This window comes from Bradyrhizobium canariense, assembly GCF_018130465.1.
GTDB lineage: Bacteria > Pseudomonadota > Alphaproteobacteria > Rhizobiales > Xanthobacteraceae > Bradyrhizobium > Bradyrhizobium canariense_C.
In genome coordinates, this window is sequence record NZ_JAFCKJ010000008.1 from 291,387 (window position 1) to 303,993 (window position 12,607).

At 63.9% G+C, this 12,607-nt stretch carries 13 protein-coding genes; 5 read left to right on the plus strand and 8 right to left on the minus strand.

The window, feature by feature from the left end; genetic code table 11:
- The first annotated feature begins 7 nt into the window (after nucleotides 1–7).
- A complete protein-coding gene (fabZ, locus tag JQ591_RS22415; protein ID WP_050992707.1) occupies nucleotides 8–424 on the plus strand; it encodes a 3-hydroxyacyl-ACP dehydratase FabZ in 417 nt (138 codons plus the stop codon).
- A gap of 6 nt (nucleotides 425–430) precedes the next feature.
- Here fabZ and JQ591_RS22420 read toward each other — a convergent pair whose 3' ends face one another.
- Nucleotides 431–766: a KTSC domain-containing protein gene (locus tag JQ591_RS22420; RefSeq protein ID WP_211398205.1), complete on the minus strand. Its 336-nt coding sequence runs from the start codon at nucleotides 764–766 to the stop codon at nucleotides 431–433.
- A gap of 176 nt (nucleotides 767–942) precedes the next feature.
- Here JQ591_RS22420 and lpxA point away from each other — a divergent pair, with 176 nt between their 5' ends.
- The 3 genes from lpxA to lpxB are packed head-to-tail and all read left to right on the plus strand — an operon-like array spanning nucleotide 943 to nucleotide 3,792.
- Nucleotides 943–1,734, plus strand: a complete 792-nt coding sequence (lpxA, locus tag JQ591_RS22425; protein ID WP_211398142.1) for an acyl-ACP--UDP-N-acetylglucosamine O-acyltransferase — start codon at nucleotides 943–945, stop codon at nucleotides 1,732–1,734.
- A 19-nt stretch (nucleotides 1,735–1,753) separates the two neighbouring features.
- On the plus strand, nucleotides 1,754–2,611 hold the full coding sequence (locus JQ591_RS22430; protein WP_211398143.1) for an LpxI family protein: 858 nt from the start codon (nucleotides 1,754–1,756) through the stop codon (nucleotides 2,609–2,611).
- On the plus strand, nucleotides 2,608–3,792 hold the full coding sequence (gene lpxB, locus JQ591_RS22435) for a lipid-A-disaccharide synthase (RefSeq protein WP_211398144.1): 1,185 nt from the start codon (nucleotides 2,608–2,610) through the stop codon (nucleotides 3,790–3,792). Before JQ591_RS22430 ends, lpxB begins: the two co-directional genes overlap by 4 nt.
- A 102-nt stretch (nucleotides 3,793–3,894) precedes the next feature.
- Here the strand turns inward: lpxB and JQ591_RS22440 are convergent, their stop codons facing one another.
- Complete coding sequence (locus tag JQ591_RS22440) at nucleotides 3,895–4,818, minus strand: LysR substrate-binding domain-containing protein (protein WP_211398145.1); 924 nt, start codon at nucleotides 4,816–4,818, stop codon at nucleotides 3,895–3,897.
- A 484-nt stretch (nucleotides 4,819–5,302) separates the two neighbouring features.
- Between JQ591_RS22440 and JQ591_RS22445 the strand changes: the two genes are divergently transcribed.
- Entirely contained in the window at nucleotides 5,303–6,121 is an 819-nt protein-coding gene (locus JQ591_RS22445; RefSeq protein WP_211398146.1) for an alpha/beta fold hydrolase, read from the plus strand.
- A gap of 195 nt (nucleotides 6,122–6,316) precedes the next feature.
- Here the strand turns inward: JQ591_RS22445 and JQ591_RS22450 are convergent, their stop codons facing one another.
- From JQ591_RS22450 to JQ591_RS22475, 6 genes are all read right to left on the minus strand, one after another.
- Entirely contained in the window at nucleotides 6,317–7,084 is a 768-nt protein-coding gene (locus JQ591_RS22450) for an SDR family NAD(P)-dependent oxidoreductase (RefSeq protein ID WP_211398147.1), read from the minus strand.
- Nucleotides 7,081–8,190: an ABC transporter ATP-binding protein gene (locus JQ591_RS22455; RefSeq protein ID WP_211398148.1), complete on the minus strand. Its 1,110-nt coding sequence runs from the start codon at nucleotides 8,188–8,190 to the stop codon at nucleotides 7,081–7,083. The genes JQ591_RS22450 and JQ591_RS22455 overlap by 4 nt, the downstream gene beginning before the upstream one ends.
- Before the next feature lie 10 nt (nucleotides 8,191–8,200).
- Nucleotides 8,201–9,058 (minus strand): carbohydrate ABC transporter permease, encoded by an 858-nt coding sequence (locus JQ591_RS22460; RefSeq protein ID WP_211398149.1) that lies wholly within the window; start codon nucleotides 9,056–9,058, stop codon nucleotides 8,201–8,203.
- The gene (locus JQ591_RS22465; protein ID WP_433995211.1) at nucleotides 9,051–9,899 is read right to left on the minus strand and encodes a carbohydrate ABC transporter permease; all 849 of its coding nucleotides are present in this window, start codon (nucleotides 9,897–9,899) and stop codon (nucleotides 9,051–9,053) included. Before JQ591_RS22465 ends, JQ591_RS22460 begins: the two co-directional genes overlap by 8 nt.
- A 77-nt stretch (nucleotides 9,900–9,976) precedes the next feature.
- Complete coding sequence (locus JQ591_RS22470; protein ID WP_211398151.1) at nucleotides 9,977–11,263, minus strand: ABC transporter substrate-binding protein; 1,287 nt, start codon at nucleotides 11,261–11,263, stop codon at nucleotides 9,977–9,979.
- Nucleotides 11,264–11,320: 57 nt separating this feature from the next.
- Entirely contained in the window at nucleotides 11,321–12,499 is a 1,179-nt protein-coding gene (locus tag JQ591_RS22475) for an ROK family transcriptional regulator (RefSeq protein WP_211398206.1), read from the minus strand.
- Nucleotides 12,500–12,607 lie beyond the last annotated feature (108 nt).

The window sequence follows — 12,607 nt, forward strand, 5'->3', positions numbered from 1 at the left end:
CATCAACATGATCCTGCAAACGCTCCCGCACCGTTTTCCGATGCTGCTGATCGATCGCGTGATCAACATCCGCACCGATTACAGCGGCATCGGCATCAAGAACGTCACCTTCAACGAGCCGCCGTTCCAGGGCCACTTTCCCGATCGCCCGGTCTATCCCGGCGTCATGATGATCGAAGCAATGGCGCAGACCGCTGGCGTGATCGGCATCAAGTCGGTCGAGGGCACCGAGAAGCCGCGCGCGGTCTATTTCCTGACCATCGACAAGTGCAAGTTCCGCAAGCCGGTGCTGCCTGGCGATACCATCGAATATCACATGCGCTCAATCGGCCGCCGCAAGGCCATGTGGTGGTTTCACGGCGACGCCAAGGTCAACGGGCAGGTGGTTGCGGAAGCCGACGTCGGCGCCATGCTGACCGACTGAGCGGGATCAGCTTCTCTGGATACGCTCGCGTGCAGGACACGCGTATCGGCCGCCGCTGACCTCGCGCTTGATGTTCTGGTTGAAGAACTGGCCCATGGACGGTGCGCCCAGCAGGCGCTCGACCGTGTCGACCGACACGCCGCAATAGCGGTCATAAGCGCCGCCCACAGCCACGATGAGGGCCTGCTGCGCACGGTCGTAACAGACCCGCTGGAGCACCGTGCTGCGGGTGATGTCGCGGCATTCGAATGTCTTGAGATCGACGAGGCGGTGTTCGGCGGTCTCGATCGTCTCGGACACGATCGGCGCGGTTGCGAGCAGCAGTGCCAGGGCCCTGACCATGATGACTTCAAGCTCCACATGAAGGCGTTGACGAATTGGGGAGGTCAGCTCATCCGGCGCCTGAAACAGGCCGATATGATACGTCACTGGACAGATCGGGCATAGTCGCGCTAACCAGCGGAAAACCAAGCGACTTCAACACCTAATCAGCCCTTCTTGATGAGTCAGATTGCTTGATGAGTAAGATTGATCCCACCGCACGGGTCGCGGACGGCGCCGTGATCGGCGAGGGCACCGAGATCGGACCCTATTGCATCATCGGCGCCAATGTCGTGATCGGCGCGAACTGCAAGCTGATCGGACATGTGCATATCACCGCGCAAACCACGATCGGTGACGATTGCACCATCTATCCCTTCGCCTCGCTCGGCACCCCGCCGCAATCGCTCAGCTATCGCGGCGAGCTGACGAAGCTCAAGATCGGCTCGGGCTGCACCATCCGCGAATCCGTGACCATGAATGCCGGCACCGTCGCCGGCGGCGGCATCACAGAGGTCGGCGACCGCAACTATTTCATGAACTGCAGCCATGTCGGCCATGACTGCCATGTCGGCAACGACGTGATCTTCGCGACCTCGGCCACGCTCGGCGGTCACTGCGAGATCGGTGATTTCGTCTTCATCGGCGGTCTGTCCGCGGTGCATCAGTTCACCCGCATCGGCCCGCAGGTGATGGTGGGCGGCGTGTGCGGCGTGCGCGACGACGTCATTCCGTTCGGCCTCGTCAACGGCCAGTATGCCGTGCTCGAAGGCCTCAACCTGATCGGCATGAAGCGGCGCAAGTTCACCAAGCAGCGGCTTGCGACCGTGCGAGCGTTCTACCAGAAACTCTTCCATGGCCCCGGCACCTTTGCCGAACGCCTGGAGGCGGCACGGCCGCTCGCCGGTGAAGATCCGGCGATCGCAGAAATCCTCGACTTCATCGGCAAGGGCAAGCGCCCGCTCTGTCTTCCCGCCATCGCGAAGTGATGATGGGATGACCCCGGGCATGACATCGTCGGCTTCGGAGATTTCATCGCCGGTCGGCGTGGTCGCGGGCGGCGGCGCGATGCCGTTCGCGGTTGCCGACTCGCTCGCTGCCCGCGGCATTGTGCCGGTGTTGTTTCCCCTTCGGGGGGCCTGCGATCCGGCTCGGGTGGAAAAATTCCGTCACCGCTGGATCTCGGTCGGCCAGCTCGGCCGTGCCATGCGGCTGTTTCGCGAGGAGGGCTGCCGAGACCTGATCTTCATCGGCACGCTGGTACGGCCTTCGCTCTCGGAGGTCCGGGTCGATTTCACAACGCTTCGGCTGCTCGGCAATGTCATCCGCGCCTTCCGCGGCGGCGACGATCATTTGTTGTCCGGCGTCGGCCGCATTCTCGAGCAGGGCGGCTTTCGCATGGTCGGCATCAAGGATGTCGCGCCCGACCTGCTGATGCCCGAGGGCTGCATCAGCCGCGCGTGGCCGAGCGACACCGGGAAGACCGACATCGAGCGCGGCCGCGCGGTGCTGACCGCGCTCGGTCCGTTCGACATCGGCCAGGCCGCGGTTGTGATTGATGGCCATGTGGTGGCGGTCGAGGATATCGAGGGCACCGATGCGCTGCTCGCGCGCGTGGCGCGGCTGCGCGAAGAGGGCCGCATCCGCGCCGCGACCGGGCGGGGCGTGCTGGTGAAGGTACCAAAGAGCGGGCAGGATTTGCGCTTCGACCTGCCGACGATCGGCCCGCGCACCCTCGAGGGCGTCGCCGCCGCAGGGCTCGCCGGCATCGCCGTCGTCGCCGGCAACACCATCGCCGCCGAGCCGCAGGCGATGATCGCAGTCGCAGACGCAAAATATCTCTTCGTCATCGGCCTGCCGGCGTGATGCAAGGTCGCGATCCCAAGCGCAAGATATTCCTGATCGCCACGGAGGAATCCGGCGATCGGCTCGGCAGCGCCTTGATGAAGGTGCTGCGCCAGCGCCTCGGCGACGGCGTGCAGTTCGTGGGCGTCGGCGGCCGCACCATGGCGCGCCAGGGGCTCGAGACGCTGTTTCCGATCGAGGAGCTCTCGATCGTCGGCTTCGCCGCGGTCGTGCAGCAATTGCCGAAGATCCTGCGGCTGATCCGCGAGACCGCGGAGGCCGTGACCGAGGCCGCGCCGGACGCTCTCGTCATCATCGACAGCCCCGACTTCACCCATCGTGTCGCCCGCCGGGTGCGGGCCCGCAATCCGGCGATCCCGATCGTCGACTACGTCTCGCCGCAGCTCTGGGCCTGGCGGCCGGGACGGGCGCGGACCATGCTCGGCTATGTCGACCATGTGCTCGGCCTGTTGCCGTTCGAGCCGGAGGAATATCGCAAGCTCGGCGGGCCGCCATGCAGCTATGTCGGCCATCCCCTGATCGAGCAATTGCCCTCGCTGCGGCCGAACGCGGAAGAGCAGGAGCGCCGCGACGGCGAGCCGCCGGTTTTGCTGGTGTTGCCCGGCAGCCGCCGAAGCGAGATCAGGCACCATCTCGACGTGTTCGGCGCAACGCTCGGCCGATTGCAGACGGACGGCCGCGCGTTCGAACTGATGCTGCCGACCATGCCACATCTCGAAAGCGCCATTCGCGAAGGCATCGCGAACTGGCCGGTCAAGCCTCAAATCGTGGTCGGCGAGAACGAGAAGCGTGCCGCCTTCCGCATCGCGCGCGCGGCACTGGCAAAATCCGGCACGGTGACGCTGGAGCTCGCGCTATCGGGCATTCCGATGGTGACTGCCTATCGCGTCGGCGCGATCGAAGCCTTCATCCTGCGCCGCGCGATCCGCGTCTCCTCCGTGATCCTCGCCAATCTCGTGATCGGCAAGGATGTCATACCGGAGTTCCTGCAGGACGACTGCACGCCGGAGAAGCTCGCACCCGCGCTGTCGGAGCTTCTGACCGATTCACCGCTGCGCCGACAGCAGGTGGAAGCGTTCACCCAGCTCGATACGATCATGTCGACCGGCAACAAGTCGCCGAGCGTGCTCGCAGCCGACATCGTGCTGGCGACGATGCGCAAGGGCAGGCGGGCTAGCTAGGACGTGTACTCACATACGTCGGCTTGCCGGCGCAAAGCGGAAGTCTCCCACCTAGAGCGCGATCGGCGGCTTGTGACCCGTTGCGGACTCTCGCATCGGCTACTAGTCAGCTTCAACGTAGCGAATGATGCTCTGATTTTGAACGTTTGCAACCAATTCATCCGCGCGGGACAAAAGACGGCGGAGCAGGGGCGACGGATTGGTCCGATTGTATCCCAGCGCCAGATCGACCGTCGGCGTGCCGCCCTCGAGCGCTCTGGCGACGACGTTCGGTGCAAGCATGTTCTGCGCATAGAGCGGGACGAGGCTAATTCCGCCTGTGGAAGCCACGAGCGACATGGCCGATGATATGTTTTCGCCTTCATACTTCGCCTTGAGGGTAATGCCGACCCGAGATGCGTAATTCTGTATGACCTCTTGCAAGACCGGCGATGTTCTTGCCGAGCTGACATAGATCTCGCGGGCGAAATCCTGCGGACGAATCTTCTTCCGTGATGCCAAGCGGTGTTCGGCCGGCAGCACGGCAATCAAGGGCTCCTTCGCCAATATCTTGAAGACGACGCCCTCGTTGTCTTTCTCCGGACGAAGGAAAGCGATGTCCAGCTTTCCCCGCATCAATGCCAGTGCGAGTTCTGGCGAAGATTGCGTGCTGAGCGTCACGTCGACATCGGGGGCTTCCTCGCGGAGGATGCGCAGCAACTGGGGGAGCCACATCACCTCCAGCCCGACGAGAAAGCCCATCGAGAGGACGGGCCTTTGCGGTTGCGCCGTCTGCCGGGCCCCTTCCGTCGCGGCCTCGACCTGCAGCAGCGCCAGCCGCGCATGATCGAGAAACACGCGTCCGGCAGCGGTCAGCGTCACGCCTCGCGCCTGGCGCTCCAATAACTGGACGCCGACTTCGGCTTCCAGATCGCGAATTTGCCGGCTCAAGGACGGCTGGGAGGTGTTCAGTCGCCGTTCGGCGGCGTTCAGCAGGCTGCCTTCTTCAGCGACGGCAACGAAATAGCGCAGGTGCCGGAGCTCCATGATCCCTCGTATATCTTCCAGGCATAGCTTGAAGCCTACAAGGTCTTGGTCAGGAGCCAAAGAGGGATTTACCGTTTCGCAGTCTTCAACCAAAAAAAGGACAACGAACAATGTCTTCGCCGAAGCATAGTATCGTCTTCAGCAAAGTGATCCCAGCACTCCAGGCAGATAGGAACGGCGTGATCGCAATTCAGTACGGCCTCGACAATTCTGCAGCGCGATCGAGAGTGGCGTCCCTCATTTAGCGGGAAACGCGCGCGAATGCGCAGGGGCGACGAATAGCGCCGCGGCCGGATCCGGCGATAACGCGTCGGCGATCGGGTGTTGCCACGGCAAGGGCTCGCCGGCGAGGCCGCTGAACATCGTGTCTTTTGGAAAGCCAGGGGGCGCGATCTGTGGCCTGATCAGCTTGGGCCTGCCTGCTTTTTTAGCCCCGTCCGCAAACTTTTCAACAAAGATCTAACAGCGCAGATGGAGCGACTTGATGTCGACGATCACGACTACAGACGGCGTAAGCATCTTCTACAAGGACTGGGGCTCAGGCCAGCCGATCGTTTTCAGTCACGGCTGGCCGCTGACAGCGGACGACTGGGACGCCCAGATGACCTTCTTCCTTCGCCACGGCTACCGCGTGATCGCCCACGACCGGCGCGGCCACGGTCGGTCCGACCAGCCCAGCACCGGCAACGACATGGACCACTGGGTTGCCGACCTCGCGGCACTGACTGAACACCTCAACCTGCGCGACGCGATCCATATCGGGCACTCGACAGGTGGCGGTGAGGTGGCTCGCTATGTCGCTCGCCACCAGGAGCGCGTCGCGAAGGCGGTGCTGGTCGCTTCACTGACGCCGAACATGTACCGGAGCGAGAACAACGTGTCCGGTCAACCACCGGAGTGGTTCGAAGCGATCCGGGCAGGCGTGCTGGGCAACCGGGCGGAGTTCTTCCGTTTCGTTCCTGAGAATCCGTTCTACGGCTACAACCTAGACGGGGCCAAGCCTTCGGAGGCAGTGATCGCGAACTGGTGGCGCCAAGGCATGGCCGGCGGTGCTCTCGCTCACTACGCGACTGTCGACTCTTGGCTCGAAGATTATACTGAAGACCTCAAGAAGATCACCGTGCCGGTGCTGGTGATGCATGGCGAGGCTGATCAAGTCGTCCCGTTCGCAAGTTCCGTGCCGCGCGCGGTCGACTTGCTCAGGAACGGGTCGCTGAAGACGTATCCCGGCTACCCCCATGGCATGCTCACCACACATGCGGATGTCCTCAACCCCGACCTGCTCTCGTTCATCAGGTCTTGACGACATCTCTCATCCATTTTCGCCTCCCGCACGAAGGAGATGCCGTTTGCAAGGCGGCCTCTCCTTCCAGTTCAAGACACGGTATACGACAGCCGCTTTTGGCCCAACTCGGACTCAGGGAGAGGTACGCCAACGCGACTGCTATCGGATACGAAGCGGACCTCTACGAGGCAGCTCGGGTTGTGAGTACACGCTCTAGCCGAGACCAGCATCGACCTGAAAACACTGGCGCGTGATGTTCCGGCTGTCGTCGGAGGCGAGGAACAGTGCCATGTTTGCGATGTCGTCGGGCGTCACCGCGTCGGGAATGGCCTGTCGCGTGCGCAGCTCGGCGATCGCCTGCTCGTCCGGATACCACAGCCGGCGCTGACGCTCCGTGATCACCATCCCCGGCGCGATCGCGTTGACCCGGATACGGTCGGGACCGACCGACCGGGCCAGCGAGTTGGTGAAGCCGACGATCGCGGCCTTTGCCGCGGCGTAGACCGGCAGCCCCGGCGCGCCGCGCATCCAGGCAATCGACGACATGTTGATGATCGAACCGCCGCCGCGTGCCTGCATCTGCGGCACCACCGCTTGCGCGGCAAAGAAGACGTGCTTGAGATTGACGCCGATCATCCAGTCGAACTCGGCCGGGGTCACCTCGGCCAGTACTTGGCGTTGATCGTTGGCGGCATTGTTGACGAGAACCGCGGCATCGCCAAGCGATCCGTGGACCTGCGCCATGGCGCCGCGCAAGGCGTCGATGTCGAGGAGATCGCACGGCACGAACAGGGGTACGATTCCGGTTGCGGCCTTCACTTCCGCGACCAGCGCCCGGCCGGCTGCTTCATCGAGATCCAGGAGCGCGACGCGAGCCCCTTGGGCCGCGAACGCCCGCACGAAGGCGGCACCGATGCCGCTGGCGCCACCGGTGATCAACACCACGCGGTCCTTGAGACCGGCATAGTTCGTTTTTGTCATGCGATCAGTCGCTCCGTCTCGGGGTCGAACAGGCAGATGCGGCGCGTGTCGAGGGCGAAGGAGGCGGAGGCGCCCGGTGTGGGGCGGATATCCGGCGTGATGCGCGCCATCGCGGGCTCGCCCCCGAGCCGCAGCAACACCATCGTCTCGGCACCGGTCGGCTCGACCATCTCCACCGGCGCGTTGACGAGGATCGGCGCATCGCCGGAAAAGACGCGGCTGCCCTCGGCAATGCATTCCGGCCTGATCCCGAAGACCACGTCGCGACCGACAAAGGATGCTGCTGCGTCATATCCCCGAAGGCGCAGACGGACCTCGTCCGGCCGCCCCGCACCGATCACGGCCACAGGCCCGCCGGCATCGGACTCGAGCCGTGCCGGCATCGTGTTCATCGGCGGCGAGCCCATGAAACGGGCGACGAACAGATTAGCGGGATAGCGATACACGGTATCGGGGTCGGCAAACTGCTGCACCACGCCCCGATGCATCACGGCGATGCGCGTCGCCATCGTCATCGCCTCGATCTGGTCGTGGGTGACATAGACGATGGTGGCGCCGATGCGCTGGTGCAGCCGCTTGATCTCCATCCGCATCTCGACGCGCAGCTTGGCGTCGAGATTGGAGAGCGGCTCGTCGAACAGGAAGAGCAGGGGATCGCGCACCAGCGCCCGGCCCATCGCCACACGCTGGCGCTGGCCGCCGGAGAGCTGCGACGGCTTGCGGCCGAGCAGCGGCTCGATCTGGAGCAGCTTGGCCACATTCGCCAGCGCCTTCTCCTGCTCAGCCTTCGGCACATGACGGCATTCCATGCCGAAGGTGATGTTCTGGCGCACCGTCATCGACGGATAGAGCGCGTAGGATTGGAACACCATGGCGATGTCGCGGTCCTTCGGCGGGACGTCGTTGACGACACGCCCGCCGATTTCGACGGTGCCTGCGCTCGGGCGATCCAGCCCGGCGACGATGTTGAGCAGCGTGGACTTGCCGCAGCCGGATGGGCCGACGAGCACGGTGAATTCACCGCTCTCGATGTCGAGATCGACGCCCTTCAGCACCTCCAGATTGGCGTAGCGCTTGGACAGGGAGCGAATGCTTAGTGCTGCCATGACAATCCGATCATTTCACGGCCCCAGCGGTAAGGCCGCGCACGAAGTACCTGCCGCCGAGGAGATAGATCAACAAAGTGGGCAGCGCTGCGATGATCACCGCAGCGCTCTGTACGCCATGCTGCGGGATGTCTGCGATCGCGGCAGATAGTGCAATGAGAGCGGCCGTGACGGGCTGTTGTTGGCCGGTCGTGAATGTCACGCCGTAGAGGAACTCGTTCCAGATGTGCGTGAACTGCCAGATCACGGTGACGATCAGGATCGGAGCCGACAGCGGCAGGATGATGCGCCAGAAAATGCGGAAGAACCCGGCGCCATCGATGCGCGCAGCGCTGATCAGTTCATGGGGAATGGCGACATAGTAGTTCCGGCAGAACAGCGTGGTGAAGGAGAGCCCCTGGATCGTGTGAATCAGCACGAGGCCCGTCAGCGTGTTGATGAGACCGATGTCCCGCAGCACGATGGTCCAGGGAAGCAAGCGCATCTGCTGGGGCAGGAAAAGGCCAAGGGTCACGATGCCGTAGATCCAGTTGTCGCCGCGAAAACGCCAGAGCGACACGGCGTAACCGGCGATAGCGCCGAGCAGGGTAGAGAGGATCGTCGCGGGAATCGTGACGAGTGCGGAGTTCAGCATGTATGGCCGGAGGCCGGCGCAGGTCTCGGCGACGCAGAAGCCGCTCCATGCAACGGCGTAGTTGCTCCAGGCCCATTGTTTCGGCCAGCCGATCATCGAGGCTTGCGCAATCTCCTCGTTGCTGCGGAGCGAGTTCAGCACGACAACAGCCAATGGCGCGAGCCATGCCGCGGCGATCGCCAAAACGACCAGATAGATCAACATTCGGCTTGGTGCGAAGGCTCGATCACGCATGGGTCGTCCGCCGTCGCTCGAAATAACGCCACGCCGCATACGGCAGGAGCACCACGAGAAGAATAAACAACATGAGCACCGCCGCCGCGGCGCCCCGGCCGAGCTGGCCGCGCTGGAACATGAGATCGTAGACGACGAGTGCCGGCAGCTGGGTCGCGATTCCAGGCCCGCCATTGGTGAGCGCGCGGACGAGGTCGAAGGCCGAAATCGCGAACTGCAGCTGGATCACGGCGACGGTGATGGTTATCGGCCATAGCGTCGGCAAGATGACCCGCCGGTAGATCCGGACAGGTCCGGCGCCGTCGATCTGCGCGGCCTTGATGATGTCGGCGTCGACCGAGCGAAGGCCGGCAAGGAAGAGCGCCATGGCGAAGCCCGAAGATTGCCAGATCGCAGCGATGACAACGGTCCAGATCGCCATGTCGCGGTCGAGCAGCCAGTCGAACCGGAACGAGGTCCAGCCGAGGTCATGGGCGAGCTTCTGGATACCAAGGCCAGGATTGAGCAGCCAGCTCCAGACCGTGCCGGTGACGACGAACGACACCGCCAGGGGATACAGGAAGATGGATCGCAGCACATTCTCGCCGCGAATGCGCTGATCGAGCAGGATCGCGAGCACGAGGCCGGTGATCAAGCTCAACACCACGAAAGCGCAGCCAAATAGCAGCAGATTGTCGAACGCGATCTGCCAGTTCCGCGACGACAGCACTGCCGTGTAGTTGCGCAACCCCACCCAGCCCGAAACCGGGACAAGGGTGGAGGGGGTGAACGATACCCAGATCGTCCACAGCGAGAACGAGATGAGATGCCCCGCGGCCAGCAGCAGCGGCACCCAGATCATCAGATATTCAGGCAGCCGGCGCACCAAGTCAGAGGTCGCCGACGGGCCCGGCCGCGTCGCTGGAGAGACGGTGTCGGTCAACGCGCGCCCTCAACCGCCTCGGCGAGGCGGGTGACCGCTTGCTCCGGCTTGATCGTCTTGTTCTTCACGTACTCCGTGATCACGTCGATGATCGCTGCGGTCATCCCGTTTTCCTGCGCCATGTTGTGCGCGAGACTGAGGACGGCCTGATTGCTGGCGATCGCGTCTTTGAGGGCTGCTGCGGTCCGCCGTTGACCGTCCGACCAGCCCTCGCCCGACAAATCGACGTCGGTGCGCACTGGGATCGATCCCGTGATCTGCGAATACATGGTCTGGATCGCTGGATCCATGACGAGCTGGGCCATCAGCGTCTGGCCGGCTTGCAGGTCGGGCTCCTTGCGCTGCCAAAATATGAAGGCATCGGCATTCAACAGGAAGACCGGCTTGCTATTGTCGCTCGGGCCCGGGGCAATGATGAAGTCCTCGAACTTGAAACCGGCGTTGCGCAACACGCCCTGCGCCCACCCGCCCATGATCATCATGCCCATGTCGCCGTCGACGAAGCGCTTCAGGTTGGTCGAAAAGTGCTGGGCGCCGACGTTGGGATCCATCCAGTCGGCGATCTTGCGCACCTGGACGAAGGCCGCCTTTGTCTCGGGGCCCTCCAGGGCCTTCTTGTCGAGATTCATGAGGGCTGCGCGGTAGGCAGTGGGACTGATGCCCGCCAAAGCGGCCTCGAATTTTTGGCCGTCGTCCGGCCGGGTGCCACCGTTGGCGATGGGATAGGGCACTCCGCCTGCTTTCATCTTCTCGGCGAGGTCGTTGAACTCAGCCCATGTGACGGGGATCTTGTCGGCCTTGGCCTTGTCCATCGCGCGCTTGGAGAGAAACAGCATGTTGGTGCTGTAGATCTGCAACGGCAGTGCAATCCACTTGCCTCCCGGCTTGTGCAATTTTGCAAGGTCCGGAGCGATAACCTTTTCGTAGCCGGCGGCAGCGACGACGGCATCGAGATCGACGGTTGGGGCAATCTTCGACCAGGCCGCAATCTCGGGACCTTTGAGCTGCGAACAGGCCGGTGGATCGCCGGCCATGATCTGGGCACGCAGCTTGTTCATCATCTCGGTGGTGAAGCCGGGGACGGGCGAGTGCTGCCAAACCCCGCCTTTCTCCTCGAATTTCTTGCCGAGCGCCGTGATAGCGGCCCCGTCGCTGCCCGCGGACCATTGCGAGATCGCGGTCAGGCGCGGCTTCACCGCGCCTTGCGCGCGGGCAAATGCCGGCAGCGCGAGCGCGGCAGCAGATCCGGCGAGCAGACGGCGCCTTGTTGTCGTGATCGGCATGGCAAGTTCCTCCCGGTGTGAACTCATTTGCGCGAGAGCCGCGCGGCATCAGGTATCTCAGGCGGCCTCGGTCGATGCGGCCGGCATGCCGCCGCGGCAAGCGAGGCAGAAAGCCGCGAATGCCAGCGCGGCCCGCGGATCGTTGCCATTCGACGGCGGCACGAAAGCGAGCGACACTTGCGCGTGCTCGAGGCCGCCCAACAGGCAGGCGTCGATCCCCTCGACGAGCGCGTTGCGATCGTCCTCGGCGAGTAGCGACGGCCAGCCGCTGATCGCGACGCCCTTGCACGGCTTCACGTTCAGCGTGTTGCCGATCGCAAGGCCAAGCCGGAACAGCCGCCGGCGCAATTCCTCCCGCACACGCGACGAGAGCGGCATCGCGGTCACCCATTCGCCGCCGAGTTGAAGCAACTCGGCTTCAGAGACGCCGAGAAGCTCGGCCAAGGCGGGAAGCGACGTGTAGGCCTCGACGCAGCCATGATGACCACAGCGACAAACTGGTCCGTCGGCTCCGAACACCATGTGGCCGAGCTCGACCGGCTGGAGGGCATCGTCCTCGATCGGATCGTCCATCCAGGTGCCCGCGACGCCCTGGCCGACGAAGACGAAGAGATGCGCGCCGCTGAATGGATAATTCTCCGTGCGGCAACGGTGAAAAATGGCGTGCGCGACGACCGAATTGGTGAACGCGACCGGTACGCCGGCAAACGTCTCGCCGAGCATCTCGCCGATACGCCCGACATCGCAGGGAATGATCGGATTGCTTGACGCGCCCGACCGGCCGAGGCCCGGAATGGAGACGCCGATCTGCGCGAGGGGGATGCGCTGGCGCCGCGTCCAGTCGCGCAGCAATGTCATCGCCTCGCGAAACGCCCGGCCGACGGTCGCGACGGTCGGCGTCTTCGGCAGCGGCACGTGGCCGGTGTAATGCAGCTCGCCGGGCAGGCCGCCAACGCCGACGCTGAGACGCTGGGTGCTCAGCTCGAAGGCCGCGAGCGCCACCGAGCCGTCGAGCGACACGAGGCCGGTCGGGCCACCGACATAAGGGGCAGGGCGCCGCACTTCCTCGATCAGGCCTTCGGCCTTCAGATCGAACAGGATGCGCGACAGGCTCGCTTCCGACAGGCGCACGGCCTTGGCCAGCGGCGGGCGAAACGAGCGGCCTGACTGAAGCAGATGAGTCAAAATGGCGGCACGCGTCTGCCGCCGACTTCTCGGCTGCTCCGGCATTTCCATCCCTGTCGTCATTCTTACTTAGAGTAAGAATTTGCGCGCGAAGCGTTTCAACGTCAAGCGCCGGCCGACGCATTGCGCCGACTTGTTGTTGTGCACGGCAGCACGATC